This window comes from Nostoc sp. MS1, from assembly GCF_019976755.1.
Lineage (GTDB): Bacteria > Cyanobacteriota > Cyanobacteriia > Cyanobacteriales > Nostocaceae > Trichormus.
Genome location: NZ_AP023441.1, coordinates 1,654,043 through 1,675,651, shown reverse-complemented (window position 1 = coordinate 1,675,651; position 21,609 = coordinate 1,654,043). Strand labels below are relative to the sequence as shown.

Here is a 21,609-nt window from a genome sequence, read left to right as displayed (position 1 = left end):
TTCCTATATACTAATATAGCTTTTGTAGAGATAAGATTAATCTTATCTCTACATTTTATGATTTTTCAATCTAGTATTAAGCAGATTTATTTTCAGATTTTGGATACGCTTTGTGTGCTTCTGCATAAATTTTTAACGCCACAGCTATCTGTTGTTCAGAACTATCTCCCTGTGCTTGAAACCAAGCAAAAGTTTCTGGATCTACTTCAACTGTAATTTTTACAGGTGACTTAGGCATTCGCAATTGAGCTTTCCTAAAGAAATCATCTGATAAGGGTGGAATGTCTGAAGTGTCAATTTCTTCATCACTCATAGCATCTATTCTATCCCAATCGGTTCTTGAGACATTGTTCGCTTGAATTGCAGCAGCACCTCTTTGAGCTTGTCTAGCAGAAGCATCGATTCTATCCGAACTGGTTTTTGAGGTATTGTTCATAGTATTTTCGTTCATGAGATAATGCCTTTCGTAATGAGATAATGCGAATTATTTCATCATCGGATTCTGTGTAAACTACTACTACACATCTCCCATCTAATAGCCCAATACCAATATAACGATCCTCACTATAATCTTCTCGTTCATCAAGTTGAACAAGCATCGGTAAATTAAAGATGCGGTAGGCATCAGCAAAGTCAAAACCATGCTTTGTTATATTGCCCTGATTTTTACTCTCATCCCACTCAAATTCCATTAAATTAATTTAGGCAAATTGTAATACGAGTTTTGCCTGGTGTTGGAAGCTCAATTGTTCCGCGTTTACCTTGGCTAAAATCATACTCGGTTTCCGTTGTTGATTTAGTTATCACATATTCCTGCTAGTAATTGCAATTCCAAACCCCGGCTTAACTTAATAAACCGGGGTTCACTTCATCCGCACTACTTGATTTGCAAGATGAAGAAAACTTACTTGTTGTTAGCAAAAATTAACTATTTGCTCTTATCTTCAATACTTGCGCCACAACTGCAAGACTTTCTTCAAAAAGTGATTCACGTCCCCAACGTTGCACCTGCTGACTGAGCAAAGCTTCTGCTTTTTGTTCTGACAAAGAACCGACCTGTTGGAACAAACCCGCAGCTTGAGCGCCGCCGTGGGTTTCCATCCGCATACAACCGCCTGTTTCTGAGCAGATGACTGTGCCACAGTTGGCTTGAGGATTGGTGGAACTGAGGCGTAGAGCAATTAAATCACCCACAATCTCACCTGCATCAGCAACGGGAACCCCTGCTAACTCGGCTTCTACTTGCTTTTGGTCTTGGTTAACAAATTGAATACGGGTGATGTCGTAGTCGCCGCTTTCCTTTTGATAGGAAACTGGTAGCCATTGTAGACGACTCGCCAACCAACCCAAGAACAACAATGCTTGGGTGGGGTTGCCCTTTTCGTAATCGATGTTTACGCGGTCAATTTCTCCCAAGGCTTCACGACGATTTGGGGGATCGTAGGCTTCGGCTGTCAACTCTTGCCATGCAGCCAGTCTACGCCAGTTTAAGTCAGCCACAGGTACGCCATTTTCTACCAACTCTTGCAAACTACTTAAATCGCTTTCTGGTTCGTTAAAGTCGCAAGAATCAACGATGACGTTATTACAAACGGCTGCCAATCTCTTAAATAAAATGTTGTTGGGGTCTGGTGTAGCCTTCCACCACAAGAATTTGGGTAAACCACCAATTAACAAAGCAGGAATCATCCCGCCAATTCTTTCCAAAGCCGCAGCTGTACCACTCAGGGTAATATACTCGCAGCAAATGAGGGTGCTGGAAGATTGTTTTTGAATCGGACAGTAAGCAGAAACTTGCGCCTTTACGCCTTCATCTTCACCCACAATTGGGAATAGGGCAATAATCCGGCAAGGGTTGCGTAGGGCAATTTCGTCAGCAATTCTAGGGCTAGAACTATAACTATAAGAAGTATTACCATTAGAACCATTACCTGTAGCGTTACTGCCTTGACGCTTGCTGTATTCTTCCCGCAGTTTCGCTATGGTTTCTGGTGTGGCTGTACCAGTTTCGGGTAGTGCGTATTTGATTTGTACTTGTTGCAGTGCGGCTTCTGTCTGCGGCCCTAAAATGCCATCAATTGGGCCATTATAAAATCCTAAAGAAGCCAACAGATATTGGGTTTCTTCTGGTTCATAAACTACTAGAGTAAATGTAGTAGCACGAGTAGCCGCAGGTAGTGCGCCATCTTCACCAGTAATGCCATAGCTTTGCCAAATTTGATTGAGTTCCGCTTCGATTTCGTTGAGCGAAATATCCTTTGGGGCTTGAAGTGAGTATATTGTAGGAGCTTGGGAAGTCATAGCCAATTTGTTAGTTGTTAGTAGTTAGTTGTGAGGCAGTGCGTTGGGCGGCTTTGCCGACTTGTAGCAACTGCCGAACCCGTAAGGGTCAGTTGTCAGTTGTCAGTTGTCGGTTGTCAGTTAACTAATGACTATGGACTAATGACTAATGACTAATGACCAATTAGAGCCTGCGCCAGCGACGACCGTCTTGGTTAATTAAAAATTCTGCTTCTGCTGGTTCCCAAGTACCTGCTTCGTATTTGGGAATGGTGGCGGGGTCGGCTGGTGTATCCCAAACGGAAAGGGCGGGGGTGACTACCTGCCAAGCTGCTTCTACTTCGTCAGCTCTGGTAAATAATGTTTGGTCGCCCATCATACAATCAAGGAATAGGCGATCGTAAGCATCAGAAGTAGCTTCAATCCCAAAGGAACCATAGCTGAAATCCATATCTACGGAACGAGTGCGGAACTCTGCTCCTGGCATTTTCACATCAAAACGTAAAGAAATGCCTTCGTTTGGTTGTATCCGCATCGCCAAAATGTTGGCGCTTCTTTGTTGTGCGGCAGATGTAAACATCCGGGAGGGAACATCACGGAAGTGGATGGAAATTTCACTGACTTTTTTCGGCATCCGTTTACCAGTACGTAGGTAAAAAGGCACACCTTGCCAACGCCAGTTATCTACCAAAAACTTCATTGCCACGTAAGTAGGAGTAGAGGACTTGGGGTCAACTCCTGGTTCTGTATGATACCCTGGAACTTGTTGACCTTTCATCCAACCAGAACTATATTGTCCACGTACTGCTGAACGTGACAGGTTATGTACATCAGCTAAACGAGTAGCTTGTAGTACTTTAACTTTCTCTGTACGGATACTATCAGCATCCATTGAGTTAGGAGCTTCCATTGCTGTGAGGCAATAAAGCTGCATAAGGTGATTCTGCAACATATCCCGTAATGCACCGGCTTGTTCGTAATAACCAGCCCGGTCTTCAACGCCTACGGTTTCTGCTACGGTAATTTGTACGTGGTCAACAAACTGACGGTTCCACAGTGGCTCAAAAATCGCATTGGCAAAGCGGAATACCAGCAAGTTTTGAACTGTTTCTTTACCCAAGTAGTGGTCAATACGGTAGACTTGGTTTTCTTTACAATATTTCTGCACTACCTTGTTGAGACTTTGGGCAGATGCCAAGTCTCTACCAAAGGGTTTTTCAATTACTAGACGATGTTTATACTCATCATCTAGCATTCCTGCGCCGCCTAGTTGCCTGATAGCTTCAGGAAAGAAGTTAGGGGCGACGGAGAGGTAAAACATCCGGTTTCCCCGTGTACCTCTTTTCTGGTCTAATTCACTTAATAAATCTTTTAATTTTTGATAACTTTCAGGCTTATCTATGTCTCCAGGACAGTAGAACAAACCTTGAGAGAAATCTTGCCACAGTTCTCCGAGTTCGACGTTGCTATGAGCCTCTTCCATGCCTTTTTGCATTTGTTCACGGAAGTATTCGTGGCTCCATTCTCGACGGGCTACGCCAACAATAGTGGTTTCTGGGGGAATGCGTCGTTCCCGGCGTAATTTGAAAAGTGCTGGGACGAGTTTGCGCCAGGTAAGATCACCAGAAGCGCCAAAGATGACTATAATTTGGGGTTCAGGCATCCCTTGCTGTTGCAGACCAACGCGCAGGGGATTTTCTAGGAGACTAACCATAACAGTTTGTGGATTTGAGATGGAGGTTGGAAAATGGGGAGTAGGGAGTGGGGAGTGGGGAGTGGGGCATTAGAGAGTTTTTTCTCCCTGCTCCCTGCCCCCCTGCCCCCTTTCTTCTTCCCTGCCCCTATACAGGTGACAATAGCTTGACTTTGCCCTCTAAAGAGTTCATGAGGGACTGGAATGGCTGGACGAATTTGTTAATGCCATCGGTTAACAATTCGTCCATGACGACATCAATATCAATGTTGATGTCTGGGTCTTTGAGGCTCTCAATCAATTGGTAAGCTTCTGCAACTCCTGTTTCTATTCGGTTAGCGACTTCACAATGGTCAGCACAAGCGGTAATGGTCGCAGGGGGTAAGGTGTTGACGGTATCGGGGCCAATCAATTCATCGACGTACATGACATCGCTGTAATGAGGGTCTTTAGTGCTGGTGCTGGCCCATAATAATCTTTGCACTTTTGCCCCTTTGGTTGCTAGGGCTTGCCAACGATCGCTCTCAATAATTTTGTTGTACTCTTGATAAGCAATCTTGGCATTGGCGATCGCTACTTTACCTTTAACAGACCTTAATCTCGCTTCTAGGTTAATATCATCAACGCCACGAGCTAATTTAGCATCAATTTTACCGTCGATGTTGCTGTCAATCCGACTGAGGAAGAAACTAGCAACAGAAGCAATGTTACTGATATCTTTACCTTCAGCCGCTCGTTTTTCTAAGCCCCGAATATATGCCCAAGCTGTGTTGATATAGCTCTGCACAGAAAATAGCAAGGTGACGTTAACGTTAATCCCATCAGCTATCACCTGTTCTACGGCTGGCAACCCGGCTTCAGTACCGGGAATTTTAATCATCACATTTTCCCGCCCGATTTGTTGATAATAACGGCGGGCTTCGTTAATTGTGGCTTGTGTATCATGGGCGATGGTCGGTGGGACTTCGATACTCACATAACCATCCAATTTATTCGAGGCATCATATACAGGACGCAAGATATCGCAGGCACTACGTATATCTGCAAAAACTAGGGATTCATAAATTTCCAGCGTGGGTTTACCTGCACGCACACCAGCTTCAATATCAGCATCATAAATGACATTGTTGGCGATCGCTTTTTCAAAAATCGCCGGATTAGATGTAATGCCACAAATACCCTGATTTTCAACTAAATTCTTTAATTCTCCCGATTGGATAAGGTCACGGCTCAAATTATCCATCCAAATACTCTGGCCGTATTCTTTAATCTCAAGTAAATGATTAGTAGCCATAGCTAAATTTTGTTCCACTCCGTAAAAGATGTTCTAAGTGAATTTGCCAAAACACATCAAAGTATTGACAGTAACTTCTGCATTTTTGCTTTGCTAATCACTTATGACATCGGCCGGCTGAGATAATCTAGTACATTTAGCTGAAAAAATGCTGAGTGAGTGCTGAGTAGTAATTGCTGTTATTGGAAGCGGCGCTTTAGCGCGTGTTGAGTAAAGTCTCCTTTACCTCCTGCCTCCTGCCTCCTAATGCCCATTCTGAATAAAAGACTCAACCTTGGCTACGTCCTCTTTACTACCAATAATTAAAGGAGTGCGTTGGTGTAGTTTTGTGGGTACAACTTCTAAGATATCCATTAATCCTGTAGTTGCCCGACCACCAGCTTGTTCAATTAAAAAAGCGAGGGGAGCAGATTCGTATAACAAGCGCAATTTACCTTCAGGTTTCTGGATTGTTCCTGGGTAAAGAAATACACCGCCTTGTACTAAAATTCTGTGAATATCGCTCACCATTGCACCACTGTAACGAGCGGTGTAACCTTCTGTACGATGGACGTAGCGGATATACTCCCGCATAGATTCTTCCCATTGCCAAAAGTTACCCTCATTCACACTATATACAGAGCCGTGGTTAGGAATGCGGATATTCTCTTCGCTGAGGATAAATTCACCTAAGCTGGGGTCAAGGGTAAATGAATGAACTCCCTTACCAATAGTGTAAACTAACATCGTGCTAGGGCCGTAGAGGATGTATCCTGCGGCAATTTGCTTGCGTCCGTTGGTGAGGAGGTCTTTAGCTTGACCATCGGCATCATCGCCTTCCTGTTGACGGATAGCAAAAATGGAACCTAAGCTGAGATTGGTATCGGTATTTGAGGAGCCATCTATGGGGTCATACAGTAAGGTATAACGACCTATGGGGCAATTTTCTGGGATGTAATATGGTTCATCCATTTCTTCGGAAGCAAGACGGCAAACTAAGCCGCTTTGCTTGAAGACTGAGATAAACACATCATTAGCGTACACATCCATCTTTTTGACGGACTCACCTTGTACGTTCACTTCCCCAGTAAATCCGAGAACTCCTTCCATTAAGCCAGCACGGCTAAGGCGACGAGCAACTAATTTACCAGCTAATCCAATACGATTCATCAATGCACTCAAATCTTGTGCATCTGGTGAAAAACTCTGGAGTTGTTGGAGGACGTGACGAGATAAGGTTGTACAATCGCGGTCGAGAGATTTATCTGTAGCGTTGTTGACAGATAAATCCAAAGATTCTGAAGCTTGAGCCATTTTATGTATTCCCTAGTAACTGGCTGTTTGTTGGGTCAATTCGTGCATCGTGACGCACGGTTACTGCCTCTATCTTAGAAAGGTAATTTAAGAACCTGGATGTGATTTTAGATAAACTAAAGAAAGTGAAGGGAAAAGCGCTGAAAAGTGAGAAGTTAGAGGCTAGAGGAAAGATATACTTGTAACGCTTTTGTGATATTTATTACATAACACTTGACTTGCGGCAACAAAAGCTTAAAAGCATAACAGATTATCTTTCCAGTTAGCCAAAGTACAAATTCAAGTCTTCACGCTATTATCCAACTGATTTTTCTCTACACCCTGACACTCCGAAAAAAAGTCTAGTCATGAAAATCCGACTAGTTATAATAATTTTCTAGCACATGGTAACTAGCCGGATTTATCATTACATTTCCTATTAAATTTTTTAAATGTTTCTAGCAAATAATAGATATTTATCTATTGTTATACAGAATACAATTTGCTAGAATTGGAGACTATACTTGATTAATAATCTTGTTTTTTACCCCAGCTACCTCGTCGGTCATCTTCTCGTGGTTTAGCCTTATTTACTTTCAGTTGACGACCCATCCATTCTGCGCCATCTAATTCAGTAATAGCAGCATCTTCTTGGGCATCTTCATTCATCTCAACAAAAGCAAAACCACGCATCCGACCGGTTTCACGGTCAGTAGGTAATACAACTCTTTTGACCTCGCCGTAGTCTGCAAATACGGCTCTTAAGTCTGCTTCAGTGGCGCGGTAGGAGAGATTTCCAACGTAGATAGTCATGTGGGATCACGTAATTCTTAACAAAGTGCGGCTAGTTCAGTTTTAAAAAGTTCTAGGCAATATTGCATAGTCTCTTTTTAGTCACAGATAGTCTATGTTGTAGAACAGCAATAATATTTGCTGGGGTTAACTCCAACTAAACCTTCTATGGGCTGAACTGAGGCATACGCTCATATGATAACTGATTATGATAATTTTCAAAGTGAGAGATTTTACAATATTTTTAAATATAAAATTAGCAAGTCTTATAAATTTGATTAATGGGAAAAAATGTAAAAGCTGCTACTTAGTACAAATGCTTTACTTGGTTATATGAACCATAATTTAATCGCTTCTTAATCTGCAAGTTGCTCATAAATTAAAGCAGGTTAGAAAATGCTTTGTGACTTTATTTCCAAGCTGTCGTTAGTTTAGGACAGGGGAGTGCAATATCGATTTTTGACCATGTGTTTAATGTTCTTGCATCCCCTACCTATTACCAGTACTCAGTTTTATATCCCTAGCTGTTATTCAATCGATATCGATTGTGGGCCACTGGATCTACCATTACCGACATCAGTTAAGGGAGAGGGATAAATGCTAATACCAGTTTGTTTGTCTAGCCAGCTTTTTACAGGATCATCTGCTAAGTTGAGTCTCAGCACACCAGAAGCAAATCCCCCTAGAAAAGAAGCTGGGTGTTGAACCAGTTGTTTAAATATGGGTGACAATTCACTAATAAACATGTAAAAAACTCCTAAGACTTTTGCAAAAAATATCACTTCTTAACTAATTTTAACGTGTTGTTAATAGTCAAAAGTTATTTTCCTCTACTTTCCTAATATTAAGTGCGATCGCGCAAGCGCCCAGCGTAGCTGATCGCCATTTATAAAGAAAAGCTAAAACTAGCTTCCAGGTTTGTTTCCTCGCTACATAATGCAGGGGAATATAATTTACAACTCACAATCACCAGTAATCATGGCAAATACACCCAAAATACTGGCCTTTGCTGGAAGCACACGCATAGATTCTTATAACAAAAGGTTAGTGAAAATTGCCGCAGCCGGTGCAAAAGCAGCAGGCGCAGAGGTGACTTACATTGATTTACGAGATTTACCATTACCTCTGTATGACGAAGATTTAGAGGCGCGAGAAGGTTTACCTCCCAATGCTAAAACCTTAAAAGACCTGTTAATTTCTCATCAAGGATTGTTAATTGCTTCCCCAGAATACAACAGCTCGCTGACTGCAGTTTTAAAAAATGCGATTGATTGGGCTTCTCGTCCAGCATCAAATGAGCCTCCTTTGGCTGCATTTGCAGGAAAAGTTGCGGCTATCATGAGTACTTCTCCCGGTGGACTAGGCGGGTTGCGAGGTTTGGTACATCTGCGGTCTATTCTAGGAAATATTAAGGTGTTGGTACTTCCTGATCAGGTTGCTGTACCGAATGCTAGTCAAGTATTTAATGCTGATGGTTCGCTAAAAGACCCTAAACAGCAAGAATCTGTGCAGAACTTGGGCAAAAACGTAGCGGATATTCTATTTAAGTTGAATTAATAAAAAGCGATCGCCTGATGTGCTGGCGTTGCGGGCGGTGCGATCGCTTTTCATACCCAGTAAAATGTAGATGTTACCCTATTAACCTAATTCTAGATTAATTCCCAAAGCTGTAAGTTGCTGATTCATCCATGCGGTTGCTGTAGCTTCGTCAGTTTCTATTGCTTTCTCTACCCCTGTTTTAGCAATTTCTAACAGTTGTTTGGATTGTTCACGTTTTTGATGTGATTCTTCAACTTTATTTCTAATTTGCTGCTGAACTGAGTCTGGCGCAACCCAGACTAGAAATTGAGCAATATCATTAGGATATAGTTCAAGTTGCCCTGATGAGCCTTTAAGATATTTCTCCACTTGAAACTGTCCTGCAATACTGTTTAAATATATGGATAAGTAAACTTGGTCTAGTAAATCAGTTCTGAGAATAGTTACATGATTATCTGGTAAAGCTGGCTCTTCATACAAATAAGGCGCACACCTCCCCATTGTTCCTCTACCAGTACCATTTATCAGGACATCATTTTTTTGAATAGTTAAAGTATTATTACTATCAGAAACAGTTGCAAAGCGATTATCTGTAAGAATTACTTCTCTCTTTTGAACGTGTTTAGAGTTAATTACAGGCAAAACATTTTTAACTGCTTCTTCATCTTCAATATAGTTTGGTTGTTTTCCACGTTGGTTAACCGTAAGTAAGTTACCCAATGCTGTGAGTTCAACCTTTTCTTCAAGTCGTTGAATTAATTGGTCAACTTTAGGATGATAATACTCAGCATCTAAGCGACCGGAAGCAAAGAATGAAGATGAAAAACTTTTCACAGCAATGTTATCTTCGGTAGGTTGCCAGTCTTTTAAGTTTAGTTCTATAAGGAGCAACTCTTCAGCATCTTCGTATGCTTGTTTTGATTGTTGAAAAAACAACCAAGAAGCTTCAGTTAATTTTTTAATAGCATATTGTAAGGAAGTAGTTAGTATAGGAACAGGTATTTCTCGTATCTTATTTAAAGGTAGATCCTGTTGTACCATACCTGACATATTCCTAATAACCCAATCATTACCAAACTTAGAGTTTAAATATGTTGTTAAATACTCAGTAATAATTGGTGAATTAGAATTTAACACAATTCTTGCGATATCTTGATCAATATTTGCAGGCAAAATATTTGATTTTACAATTGAGCAATAACCAACCGTTCCACGATTTGATAACAGAATATCATTCTCTTGCAGAGAAGAACGTTGATTTTTTTCATCAACCCATTTAGCAAGTTTGTCACAGTTATAATTATCTGTAAACCAATTTTTAGTATTCTTGGCTGTTATATGCGATATGTTAGAAGTTTCATCAACTTCATGATAACCATGTTGACCATCTGTTATAAATGCTATATTGCCTAAAATTACATTTTCAAATTTATCTCTTAAATTATCTTCTTCTAAATAAGCTTTGTGGAAAAAGTAGCTGTCTAGCCTAAATGAATTATTCTCTTCAAGTACTTGATACCAGCTTAATTCTACAGCTTCCAGCCCATCCATTAACCGCCGATACTTAGCTTCATCAAACGGTATAACAGATGGGCTTGGTTTAAAAAAACTTAACTTCTCCTTTTTAGCAAACTCAATAAACGCCTCAGAAATAAGCTGCTACGCAGCTTAATTGTATAATATAAACTTAAGTAAAAACTATTATCGGCCATATATGCCAGCAAAAAACCATCTTTCTCAAGAGCAGAAGGAAAGGCTACTGAAAACACTAAAAGAGCATGAAAATCCTTATGTAAGAGAGAAGATTCTGATTATTCTGTTGATAAATGATGGAAAAACATATCAAGAAATTAGCAATTTTTTAGAGATTGCATATCCGACAGTCGCATATTGGGCAGTTCACGGCGACCCGGATAATTTAGAAAGCTTTTTAGATGGAAGAAGAGAAGGTAACTGCCGCAAAGTTACCAAAGAATATGAAAATTTGTTATTAGAAATAATTGAGAAAGACCCAGTAGAAAATGGATATGAATTTGGTCGATGGACGGCGGCAAGATTAGCAACATATCTTGAAGAAACAACAGGAATTAAGTTAAGCGGCTCTCAAGTTAGGAGAATATTAGAGCGAAAAAAGTACGTTTACCTCTGGGCAAAATACAGCCTAGAGGACAAACAGAATCCTGAAAAGCGTAAGGCATTTCAAGAAAAGCTATCAGAATATTTAAGAATAACCAAAAAAACTCCAGAGCGTTTACAAGTATGGTTTTGGGACGAAAGTGGATTTAGTTTAAGAGTGATAAGAAGAAAAAGTTGGGGTAAGAAAGGTACAAGGAAAAAAGTTACAGGGCAAAGGAGAAGAGGAAGAGTAAATATTATGGGAGGGTTACGTTATCATGACAAGAAAAGAATAAATTTTGTCATAAAAAAAGGAAATGCAGATGTATTCTATGAACAGATTAAATCTCTAAATAATTTTCTGTTACAAGAATGGGTAGAACAAGGGAAATCAGTTGAAGAATTTAAAGATGGTTCAGCGAAAATAGTTATCATACTAGATAATGCTAGTTTCCATAAAAGGAAAGATATTTTATCTAAAATTGAGTCAGAAATGCCAAATATTATTCTAGAATTTCTTCCACCTTATAGTCCAGATTATAATTTAATTGAATTGCTTTGGCATTCAGCTAAAGAATATATAGCTCATAGATTGTTTGAGTCTGTATCACAGCTAGAAGAATTGTTAAATAAATTGCTCAATCAAGGTGGACTTATTATTAAATGGGAACGCAAGATTAAAAATAAAGGTAATGCTGTTTATTAACTTTAGCTGCGTAACAGCTTACCATCCTGCGTTACTCCCTCATGATTAAATAAATCATGGTCAACAACTAAATGACCGTGTTCATCTTGTAAAAATATCTTTTCCTTATCTTGTTCCGATAACTTCTCTTCCGATTTCGACAAAACCCGTCGCCAAATTTTCTCACCAGAATTATCCTTTCCCGACTTCCGCATCGTCGCAAAAAAGATGTTGTAATCTTCAACTCTAGGACACAAAGCCCCCAGATGGGGATCATCATTCCATTTTTGGACAAATAATACTGATGTCTTCGTTCCCGTATGGGGCTTAAAAGTATTTCCATGCAGCCCCACAACAGCTACAATGCGACAGCGTTCAGCAATAAAATCTCGAATATCTTTATCAGACGAATTATTAAACCGTCCTTGGGGTAAAACAATAGCCATTCTCCCCCCTGGTTTCAAGAAATCCAAGTTACGCTCAATAAATAAAATATCTCTGCCTACCTTCGATTGCCAAGCACCATTCGGCTTTTTCGATAAATCATATCTATGAATAATTTGTGGTTCTTTAATATCTCCAGCAAATGGCGGGTTAGCCATCAAAATATCAAATTGAAATTCTTTATAACTATCCTTAGTGCTGCGTAATTTCTTTAATTTTTTGAAACCTTCAAAATAAATATTTTGCCAGTCTTCATCTCGCGTCACCTCATCCCAACTAGCAAAATCTAGAGTATTTAAATGTAACACGTTGGTTTGTCCGTCACCAGCAATTAAATTTAATGTTCTGGCTACACGTACCGCTTTCTCATCAAAATCAATAGCAAATACCCTTTCTTGAACATATTTTTCACAACGATAAGGCTTCTCTTCCAAAGAAAATAAATTGCTGACTTTTATCCCTTCATCTTCTATTATTTGTTTCCAAACATGAAAAATCGTATGTACTGGAAAACCAGAAGAACCCGCCGCCGTGTCAATCATATACTCATCCTCTTGGGGATTGAGCATTTTGACACACATATCAATTACATACCGAGGCGTGAAATATTGTCCCTTTTCACCTTTGCTACTCTGATTAATCAAATACTCGAATGCTTCATCGACTATATCTAAATTCGAGTTAAATAATTTTACATTTTCCAAAGACGACACACAAATCGAGAGGTGAGAAACAGTCAAAGTAATTTTACTATCTTCACTAAATACACCTTCCCAATGTTTTTTAGCTCTATCAAATAAAATTTGAATCTTATTTTTAAGTGCGGTGTCGGTTTGTCCTGTATTTCTAAACTCTAGTAATCGAGTATTGCGGTTATTTCCCCTTCCCGATAGCCATTCATCATATAATTTAGTAAAAATAAGTTTGAAGACTTCCTCAAACACATCAACCCCTGCATTAGCCAAGACTTCATCTTCCATTTCCTCAATCAAGGCTTTCAGAGATTTCTTTTCGTTGACGAGTTTATCTTTTTTAATTAAGTCTTCTAGAGTAAACTTAACATTGAGAATATCTGCTAAGGTTTGGTTAGCATTGGGAATATCTGTAATATCTTCAAAGTAATTAGGATTTTTACGCTGATAGAAAGAAATCTGATCGCCATTCGTCCAAATACCAATCGGTGCGCCTGTAGCATTACAATAAGAACGTAGCTGTTCCTTCCCGTCTTTTAATTTCGGCTTTTTTAGTTCCACAATAATGTAAGGAACATTCGGTCTATCTTTATCAGAAATAGCAATATCAGCTTTTTTCTTTTCTCGCCCAAACGTAACCACATACTCAACTGTAATACGGCTAACGGGATAAAGATAACGCTGCATTAATACTTGTAAATAAAGCTGTCGCACGGCTTCTTCTGGTGTCAGTTTTATTTCCTTATTTCGCACCAAACATCTCACATAAGGCACATCCCCAGTTTTTGTCTGCTTAATAATGATAGACTTTTCCAAGTTATCAATTTCTTGGGTTGTGAATTGAGACAGTTTATAGTTAGAGTCTTTAAAAATAGCAGCGAGATTCATTAGGCTTGTGATTCTACTGTAACTAAACTTGAGTTCGATGAATGAGATTTGACTCCTCTCTAAACCCTCCCCTAAAAAGAATGGGCTTAAAAAACCCCATAATTAACATGCTCCTTCCTCGCCTTGTAGGCTACGGTGTACACACAAGTCTAATAAACTAGTCCCACAACGTTTTGATCCCCCCTAACCCCCCTTAAAAAAAGGGGGGATCAAGAATCAAAGTCCCCCTTTTTAAGGGGGATTTAGGGGGATCAAACCACATTTTGTACTCAGCACAAAGATGTGTGTACACCGTAGCGCCTTGTAGGACAGGGAAGCTGGGAGGGAGAGGTTCATCCAACTCACATTAACTAACTAAATATCCACAGGTTGCAGTTAGACTGATATCCTGAAATAAGATAGCTGAAATAGTATAAAACCAAGCCTAAAAATTTGGTGTTCTTAATTAAGTTTATTTACTTAACTAAACACTTCAACTTCCTCAAGTTTATTGATTTGGTCAAGGATTCGCCAAACTTCTTGTAACAATGGCTCTAACCCAGTACGAGTTACCGCAGAAATTAAGAAAACTGGAGCATGAGACAGATGATTTAATTGAGTAGCTAGTGCTTCTAAATCTACAGTTTCTTTGTCAACTGCATCAATTTTATTCAGCGCTAAAATCTGCATTCGCTCAGTTAAACCACGCCCGTAAGCTTGCAACTCTTGCTGAATTGTATTGTAGTCTCTGATGACATCATCACTGGTAGCATCAATTAGGTGCAACAATACCCGCGTCCGTTCGATATGGCGTAAGAAATCATGTCCTAAACCTGCGCCTCCGGCTGCACCCTCAATTAATCCGGGGATGTCAGCAAATACTGTACCATCACCAGTAGGTTTGCGGACTACGCCTAAATTGGGTATGAGAGTTGTGAATGGATAGTCAGCAATTTTTGGACGCGCCGCCGACAAGGATGAAATTAAAGTTGACTTACCTGCGTTGGGTAAACCAATAATTCCTACTTCCGCCAGCAGTTTCAACTCTAAACGTAACAGTTTTCTTTCCCCTGGTAATCCTGGGAGAGCATATTCTGGGGCGCGGTTACGGTTACTCAAGAAGTGCTGATTTCCTAACCCACCTTTACCACCTTCAGCAATGACTAACCTTTGGTTAGGTTGAGTTAAATCAGCCAACATTTCGTCTGTTTCCGCATCATAAATTACTGTGCCGCAGGGAACTTCAATAATTAAATCTTTCCCAGAAGCGCCAGTGCAGTTATTGGGGCCGCCACGACCACCATTGTCGGCTTTAAATATATGGTTATAGCGAAAGTCTAAGAGGGTTTGTAAACTTTCTACAACTACAAAAATCACTGAACCACCCCTTCCCCCATTACCGCCAGAGGGGCCGCCGGCTGGTACATACTTTTCTCGCCGGAAGGCGACAATACCATCGCCGCCTTTACCAGCTTCTACTTCGATTTGTGCTTGGTCGATAAATTGCATAATTAGTCATTAGTCATTAGTCATTGGTCATTGGTCATTAGTCAATGGTTATTAGTTACTCATTTGTAAGAGTTTTACCCATTGATAACAACGGTGCTTAACATTGTGCGCGCACCTGCAAAAATACATGCTTGTTTAATTGCTCTACTTAACAGGTTACTCTATATAGTCTTCTTTACCAGTGTTGAGTACCGTCTTGTGGGTAGGGAATAGGGGGTGAGGAGTGGGGAGTAACCCACCCCTACTGCTCCCAAGAGGTAACAGGAGAAAATAACTATGGACTGTTGACTGTGGATTAATAACTAATGACTAATGACCAATGACTAAATATACTCTGAAATATCCTCTTTACAATCATCCGCTAAATAGGAGAGGGCGCGGAAGCGTAAACTTACAAGCTGTTCATATAATGGATTAATTTTACATAATGGCGGAATATGAACTATTTTGTGTCCAAATAAGGTGACATCCCTCTCGAAAGGACACTGCGAAGGAATCATTTTACACAGAAAACGGGCAACTCTGGGGTCTTCGATTTCTAACCCATCTAGCCAGTCACGGAGGGGATGTAATACGTCATGGGGATGGGTGAGTGGTGGGGTAAGGGCAGAAAAGTTTAGTTGTTCTTTAACTGTTAAAGTTTGACGCAGGGCGGGGAGTATGTATTCTGGTTCGCCTAGTGCTTGACATAACTGGTGCAGTAGTTCATCTTCTTGAGGTGAATATGTACCATCTGCGATCGCTACTATTACAGCTGTACGTAAAAAGTTCTCTGCAATTGGTGTATGTTTGCCTAAAACGGTGGCTAGTTCTTCTGGTGTAATTTTCTCTAGCGCATCCAATTCAACACCAGGGGCTAATTGATCTTTGGTAATAGCGATAATCGATGCTTTTTCTTGTTCATCAAAGTTACCATCAGCCCAAGCTATGGTTAGTAGCCCCCGTAACCAAGCAGCAATTTGTTGGTTGCTGTGAGGAGATTCAACTACACTTGTCATAAACTCATACTCACTGATTTTTTCATCTATAACTAAGGTAACTTTTATGCGACTCAATTGTAGCAGTTTTGTATTCCTCCATTGGCTGTTTGATATGCCTTAAAGGAGACATTTATATATAGTATTGGTTGCTCATCGAGATGCAATAACTACACGAGTGTACTAACCATCGCAATTACTTACGCTTCATCATCAAAATCAATAACAACTCTCTATGGAAGGAGCTTTATTTATGATAAAAATCAAAAGTTTAGTTTATTAAAACTTATTTATCCTATTTATATTTTGAATATAAATTTTAATTAATTTATTCCATTTAACTATGCCTATCAATAATTGCCCTTCGTGTGCTTTTAGGATATTAGATTTAATAATTAATATTATTTAGACATAAAATATTAATATTAGATAGTTCTAAATATCACGGTGTAATTTAACATTAGTATAGGCTTTAGATAAACGAACGAGATAATTAATCAAGTTAACTTAGCTATTAAATAGTGACTACTGGTGAGTGCGATCGCCATCATGATACTCCAAATCATGAGTCTGTGGGTAGACCTGCCTCACACGGTTGTATTCGGATGTAAAACAAGGATGTTGAAGAATTATTTTCTCAGGTAAGTGTCGGAACACCTGTTATTGTAGTGCCGTAGCTAATATAGAACTCATATTTAATTTTTGAAATAGGTAAATTGTAAGAAATTTTCCACAAGCGGCGTTAAACTATTTTCCTGCCAGATAACAGCAGTTTCTATTACGGGTACTTGTTCTAGTAAAGGACGATATACTACACCAGACCTTTGAAGATTTTGGAGAGAAGATGGTGTAATCGCCACACCCATTCCAGCCGATACTAGCCCAATAATTGTTTGCATTTGAATTGCCTCTTGAGTAATGTTAGGTGAAATATTTCCCTGCTGGAAAAGACTCATAATACGGTCATAAAGTCCAGGTGCTAAATACCGAGGAAACATAATCAAAGGTTCATCCAGAAGATTTTGGACTGAGATATATTCTGTTTGTACTAATGAATGAGTTGATGGCAAAGCCACAACTAAGGTTTGCGTATGAATACACTTATAAGATATGGTGTCATCTTCTAAAGGTGGGTGAGCAAAGCCTACATGAATTTGGGAATCTCTGAGTGCTTGCTCCTGTTGGCTTGTAGTTAATTCTCGTAAAACTAATTCTATTTGGGGAAATTGCTCACGAAATTGCCGCAAAATTAAGGGTAATAAATCGTAGATTACCAAACTAGTAAATCCTATTTTCAATTGACCTGTTTGACCTCTACCAATTCTTTGAGTTAAGGCGACTGCTGTGTCTAGTTGCACTAATATTTGATAAGCCTCTTGTAAAAAGACCTTACCTGCTTCTGTTAGCTGTACTTGTCGCTTAGTTTTGCGATGAAAAAGTTGTACTCCTATTTCTGCTTCTAGTTGCTGAATTTGTTGGCTGAGAGGCGGTTGTGCTATGTGCAGTCTTTCTGCGGCTTTACTGAAATGTAGTTCCTCAGCTACAGCAATAAAGTAGCGTAGATGTCGTAATTCCATTTTTAATATTTTAAAAGTTTCAATTTTAAATAAATATATATTGGACATCTCAAAAGCGTCTACCTATGATACTCATACAGGGATTTTGCAGGAGGCTAGAGCAATGGCTGAAAACACAACATCAGAGAATTTCCGCAGTAAAGTTGTTACCCAAGGGGTACAGCGATCGCCAAATCGCGCTATGTTACGAGCAGTAGGTTTTCAAGATGAAGACTTTAACAAGCCAATTGTCGGTATATCAAATGCCTACAGCACAATCACTCCCTGTAATATGGGGATAAATAGACTAGCAGAAAGAGCCGAAGCGGGTATAAAACTAGCTGGAGCAATGCCGCAAATATTCGGCACAATTACCATTAGTGATGGTATTTCTATGGGAACGGAAGGGATGAAATATTCCCTAGTTTCCAGAGAGGTAATTGCAGACTCCATTGAAACTGTCTGTAATGGGCAAAGTATGGACGGGGTAATTGCTATCGGTGGCTGTGATAAAAATATGCCAGGAGCAATGATTGCGATCGCTCGGATGAATATACCTGCTATCTTCGTCTATGGTGGCACTATTAAACCCGGACATTATAAAGGCAAGGAGTTGACTGTTGTTAGTTCTTTCGAGGCGGTGGGTGAATACAGCGCCGGCAAAATTGATGAAGATGAACTACTAGCAGTTGAAAGCCAAGCTTGTCCAGGTGCGGGTTCCTGTGGTGGAATGTACACAGCAAATACTATGTCAAGCGCTTTTGAAGCGATGGGTATGAGCTTACCTTATTCCTCCACAATGGCAGCAGAAGATGATGAGAAAGCAGATAGTACAGAAGAATCAGCCAAAGTATTAGTAGAAGCAATTCGTCATCAACTATTACCAAGACAAATTATTACTCGTCAATCCATAGAAAATGCCATATCGGTAATTATGGCGGTGGGTGGTTCAACTAACGCCGTGTTACATTTTCTGGCGATCGCTCGTGCGGCTGGTGTAGAACTAAATTTAGATGACTTTGAAACTATCCGTGGTCGTGTACCCGTTTTATGTGATCTCAAACCCAGTGGTAGATACGTCGCCACAGACCTGCATCAAGCAGGCGGTATCCCCCAAGTGATGAAGATGTTATTGGTACATGGTTTACTCCACGGCGACTGTATCACCATCACAGGTAAAACCATTGCTGAAGTTTTAGCAGATGTCCCCGATGAACCATCACCTAGCCAAGATGTCATTCGTCCTTGGAATCACCCGATGTATGCTCAAGGTCACTTGGCGATACTCAAGGGTAATTTAGCTACTGAGGGTGCTGTTGCCAAAATTACTGGGGTGAAAAAGCCTGTAATTACTGGCCCGGCGCGAGTGTTTGAATCGGAAGAATCCTGCTTAGATGCGATTCTGGCAGGTAAAATCAAGGCTGGTGATGTGATTGTTATCCGTTACGAAGGCCCTAAAGGTGGCCCCGGTATGCGAGAAATGCTTGCACCGACTTCAGCAATTATTGGTGCAGGTTTAGGGGATGCAGTCGGGTTAATTACTGATGGCCGTTTTTCTGGTGGTACTTACGGGATGGTAGTCGGACACGTTGCGCCGGAGGCGGCGGTTGGGGGTAACATTGCTCTGGTCGAAGAAGATGATAGTATCACCATCGATGCTAATTCTCGTTTGCTACAGTTAAATATCACTGAAGAAGAACTAGCAAGCCGCCGTGCTAAATGGCAACCCCGTCCACCTCGTTATACTAAAGGCATTCTGGCTAAATATGCCAAGTTGGTTGCTTCTAGTAGCGTTGGCGCTGTTACAGACTTAGATTTGTTTAATAAGTAAACATTGATAATCTCACACCCTGAAGGTGTGGGATTATTCTGTTGTCTCTTTTCACTAAGTTTTTTACATTAGATACTTCAAACTAAAGTACCACCACAACTAGAACCACAACCAGCCGTACAGCCGTAGCAATAATTAGCAGTTTGAATTTCATCAATTACATCTAAACTGCCAAATTCGAGTAACTTTGCAACAGTCAAACTTTCCCCATCACCAGTTTTTGCTGACAAATTCATCATCTGATTAAAGTCACAATCGTATATATTGCCCAAATAATCCACAGACAATTGATTGCGACACATTAAATTTGCCACTGTTTGAGGGTTGAAATGTGATTCTAAAAACTGTAAATAACTTGTATGTAGTTTTTTCCGTTCTAAGTGAAGTTTTGTCCTGCCAACTGGTAAATTAGTAATAGTAAAAAGGTTGTTGAAGATAACATCAAATTTTTCCTGGAGAAATTTCTTGTAATCTTGTTCTAATTTAACTTGATCAGGCGTTAAGGAAAATTTTTCACTTGTAGGTAATTGGGGATTATAAACCAAGTCTAAAATTAAATTTGGATTCCGCCCATAACCAACTTGATTAAGCAATTGTAAGGCTTTAATAGAATCATCAAATACACCTGTACCTCGCATTTTATCAACATTATCTGCTAGGTAACAAGGCAAAGATGCTACCACCCTCACTTGGTGATTGGCAAAGTATTCAGGTAAGTCACCAAACCCATCAACAAAATAAATAGTTAAATTAGAGCGGACAATTACTTGCTTATGATGTTGGCGTGCAGCTTCTACTAATGGCTTAAATCCATAGTTCATCTCTGGTGCGCCGCCTGTCAAGTCAACAGTTTGAATTTGCGGGAATTTATGAATTAACTCGATTAACTGTTGACATATCTCTTTTGATAGTTCTTCGGTGCGTTTTGGCCCAGCTTCGACATGACAGTGTGTACAAGCGAGATTACAACGTTTACCTAAATTAATTTGTAAAATATTAATCTCTTGTTTCGTTAAAGGAGTATCTAATTTAGATTTGAAATTAGTGATTTTTGTATTGATAGCGATTGTCATTGATAAATACTCCTGATAAAATATAATTCTATCCTTGCAATAGTCTAAAAGTTATACCACCAATAATAGTGGCAACGGGAAGGGTCAAAATCCAAGCTAACAGAATTTGAGCAAAAATTAAATTATTAGCTTTACCTCCAATTATACCTACACCAAAAATAGAACACACACTTACCTGCGTTGTAGATATAGGTAGATTAGAAATACTTGCAATTATAACTAAAATACTCGTAATGATGTTAGCGCAAAGTCCTTGAGTCCGATTTATAGATGTAATTTTTGTACTCATGATTTCGGCAATTTTTTGAGAGTTGAGTAACCCACCAAGCCCCATAGCCATCGCTATAGTAATCATTGCCCCAGCAACAGAAAAATAATCAATAATTAGTATTAAAGAAGCAAGTTTAGCAGTATCGTTAAAGCCTCTAGTAAAACTGAATATGCCAGAACTTATATAATGTAAAACATTAATAATTATCTGATTTGTTTGCCAGTTGAAGCGATTTCTTATATAATCAATTAAAATATAAATTCCTGCGCTTAAAGGAATAGCAATGATAGAGCTTAAAAATATTGGCAAGATAAAATTAACGCCTAAAATAGCAAAGTTGACCTTAAGCCCATGAGCTACTAACGCAGCACCAAACAGCGCACCTATTATGCTCTGATATGTAGAAATAGGAAATCCGAAAATAGTAGCAATTAGTACAGTTAACCCAGATGCGATCGCCACAGCTAAATGGAACTCTGGAGCATTGGCGATCGCATCTGGTAATATACCTTTACCAGTGAATTGTGTAACTATAGTCCTGCCTAAATATGTGGCAGTCAACGAACCTGCAAAAGTCGTGAAAGTCGCCCACAAAATCGCCGTTTGATAGCTAGTTGTCCGACTACCAAACAGCGTAGCTACACCCTTAAAATTGTCATTAGCTCCATTGGCATAAGCCAGGAACAGGGTAGCAATAAATAGACTAATTAACAACATTC

General features: G+C 39.7%; 18 protein-coding genes and 1 pseudogene. 4 read left to right on the top strand and 15 right to left on the bottom strand.

Annotated elements, in window-relative coordinates; all coding sequences use genetic code 11:
• Positions 1 to 76: 76 nt before the first annotated feature.
• The 8 genes from NSMS1_RS07385 to NSMS1_RS07350 all read right to left on the bottom strand — a co-directional run bounded on the left by NSMS1_RS07385 (position 77) and on the right by NSMS1_RS07350 (position 8,077).
• Positions 77 to 436, bottom strand: a complete 360-nt coding sequence (locus NSMS1_RS07385) for a BrnA antitoxin family protein (protein WP_224092229.1) — start codon at positions 434 to 436, stop codon at positions 77 to 79.
• The gene (locus NSMS1_RS07380) at positions 405 to 692 is read right to left on the bottom strand and encodes a BrnT family toxin (RefSeq protein WP_224092227.1); all 288 of its coding nucleotides are present in this window, start codon (positions 690 to 692) and stop codon (positions 405 to 407) included. Before NSMS1_RS07380 ends, NSMS1_RS07385 begins: the two co-directional genes overlap by 32 nt.
• Before the next feature lie 232 nt (positions 693 to 924).
• On the bottom strand, positions 925 to 2,301 hold the full coding sequence (gene opcA, locus NSMS1_RS07375) for a glucose-6-phosphate dehydrogenase assembly protein OpcA (RefSeq protein WP_224092225.1): 1,377 nt from the start codon (positions 2,299 to 2,301) through the stop codon (positions 925 to 927).
• Between the two features lie 163 nt (positions 2,302 to 2,464).
• Positions 2,465 to 3,994: a glucose-6-phosphate dehydrogenase gene (zwf, locus tag NSMS1_RS07370; RefSeq protein ID WP_224092223.1), complete on the bottom strand. Its 1,530-nt coding sequence runs from the start codon at positions 3,992 to 3,994 to the stop codon at positions 2,465 to 2,467.
• A gap of 127 nt (positions 3,995 to 4,121) precedes the next feature.
• On the bottom strand, positions 4,122 to 5,267 hold the full coding sequence (gene tal, locus NSMS1_RS07365; protein ID WP_224092221.1) for a transaldolase: 1,146 nt from the start codon (positions 5,265 to 5,267) through the stop codon (positions 4,122 to 4,124).
• Between the two features lie 243 nt (positions 5,268 to 5,510).
• Entirely contained in the window at positions 5,511 to 6,560 is a 1,050-nt protein-coding gene (gene fbp, locus NSMS1_RS07360) for a class 1 fructose-bisphosphatase (RefSeq protein WP_224092219.1), read from the bottom strand.
• A 507-nt stretch (positions 6,561 to 7,067) separates the two neighbouring features.
• The gene (locus tag NSMS1_RS07355) at positions 7,068 to 7,352 is read right to left on the bottom strand and encodes an RNA recognition motif domain-containing protein (protein ID WP_067765983.1); all 285 of its coding nucleotides are present in this window, start codon (positions 7,350 to 7,352) and stop codon (positions 7,068 to 7,070) included.
• Between the two features lie 506 nt (positions 7,353 to 7,858).
• Complete coding sequence (locus tag NSMS1_RS07350; protein ID WP_224092217.1) at positions 7,859 to 8,077, bottom strand: hypothetical protein; 219 nt, start codon at positions 8,075 to 8,077, stop codon at positions 7,859 to 7,861.
• A 232-nt stretch (positions 8,078 to 8,309) separates the two neighbouring features.
• On the opposite strand from NSMS1_RS07350, the gene NSMS1_RS07345 reads away from it, so the two are divergent.
• Complete coding sequence (locus tag NSMS1_RS07345; protein ID WP_224092215.1) at positions 8,310 to 8,888, top strand: NADPH-dependent FMN reductase; 579 nt, start codon at positions 8,310 to 8,312, stop codon at positions 8,886 to 8,888.
• Positions 8,889 to 8,969: 81 nt separating this feature from the next.
• On the opposite strand, the gene NSMS1_RS07340 is transcribed toward NSMS1_RS07345, so the two are convergent.
• The gene (locus NSMS1_RS07340) at positions 8,970 to 10,421 is read right to left on the bottom strand and encodes a hypothetical protein (protein WP_224092214.1); all 1,452 of its coding nucleotides are present in this window, start codon (positions 10,419 to 10,421) and stop codon (positions 8,970 to 8,972) included.
• A gap of 163 nt (positions 10,422 to 10,584) precedes the next feature.
• Here NSMS1_RS07340 and NSMS1_RS07335 point away from each other — a divergent pair, with 163 nt between their 5' ends.
• Positions 10,585 to 11,691, top strand: a complete 1,107-nt coding sequence (locus tag NSMS1_RS07335) for an IS630 family transposase (protein ID WP_224087570.1) — start codon at positions 10,585 to 10,587, stop codon at positions 11,689 to 11,691.
• A gap of 2 nt (positions 11,692 to 11,693) precedes the next feature.
• On the opposite strand, the gene NSMS1_RS07330 is transcribed toward NSMS1_RS07335, so the two are convergent.
• The 3 genes from NSMS1_RS07330 to NSMS1_RS07320 form a co-directional block, all read right to left on the bottom strand.
• The gene (locus NSMS1_RS07330) at positions 11,694 to 13,694 is read right to left on the bottom strand and encodes an N-6 DNA methylase (protein WP_224092212.1); all 2,001 of its coding nucleotides are present in this window, start codon (positions 13,692 to 13,694) and stop codon (positions 11,694 to 11,696) included.
• Between the two features lie 459 nt (positions 13,695 to 14,153).
• Entirely contained in the window at positions 14,154 to 15,182 is a 1,029-nt protein-coding gene (gene obgE / locus NSMS1_RS07325; protein WP_224092210.1) for a GTPase ObgE, read from the bottom strand.
• Positions 15,183 to 15,505: 323 nt separating this feature from the next.
• The gene (locus NSMS1_RS07320) at positions 15,506 to 16,180 is read right to left on the bottom strand and encodes a Mo-dependent nitrogenase C-terminal domain-containing protein (protein WP_224092208.1); all 675 of its coding nucleotides are present in this window, start codon (positions 16,178 to 16,180) and stop codon (positions 15,506 to 15,508) included.
• A gap of 527 nt (positions 16,181 to 16,707) precedes the next feature.
• On the opposite strand from NSMS1_RS07320, the pseudogene NSMS1_RS07315 reads away from it, so the two are divergent.
• Positions 16,708 to 16,836: pseudogene (locus NSMS1_RS07315) on the top strand (L,D-transpeptidase); the annotation flags it as partial.
• Between the two features lie 18 nt (positions 16,837 to 16,854).
• On the opposite strand, the gene NSMS1_RS07310 reads toward NSMS1_RS07315, so the two are convergent.
• On the bottom strand, positions 16,855 to 17,736 hold the full coding sequence (locus NSMS1_RS07310; RefSeq protein ID WP_224092206.1) for a LysR family transcriptional regulator: 882 nt from the start codon (positions 17,734 to 17,736) through the stop codon (positions 16,855 to 16,857).
• Between the two features lie 103 nt (positions 17,737 to 17,839).
• On the opposite strand from NSMS1_RS07310, the gene ilvD reads away from it, so the two are divergent.
• Positions 17,840 to 19,546 (top strand): dihydroxy-acid dehydratase, encoded by a 1,707-nt coding sequence (gene ilvD, locus NSMS1_RS07305; protein ID WP_224092205.1) that lies wholly within the window; start codon positions 17,840 to 17,842, stop codon positions 19,544 to 19,546.
• 77 nt (positions 19,547 to 19,623) lie between these two features.
• Here the strand turns inward: ilvD and arsS are convergent, their stop codons facing one another.
• Positions 19,624 to 20,619 (bottom strand): arsenosugar biosynthesis radical SAM (seleno)protein ArsS, encoded by a 996-nt coding sequence (gene arsS, locus NSMS1_RS07300; protein WP_224092203.1) that lies wholly within the window; start codon positions 20,617 to 20,619, stop codon positions 19,624 to 19,626.
• 28 nt (positions 20,620 to 20,647) lie between these two features.
• Positions 20,648 to 21,607 carry an inorganic phosphate transporter gene (locus tag NSMS1_RS07295; RefSeq protein WP_224092201.1) on the bottom strand — a complete coding sequence of 320 codons (960 nt, stop codon included), beginning with the start codon at positions 21,605 to 21,607 and terminating at the stop codon, positions 20,648 to 20,650.
• Positions 21,608 to 21,609: the final 2 nt, after the last annotated feature.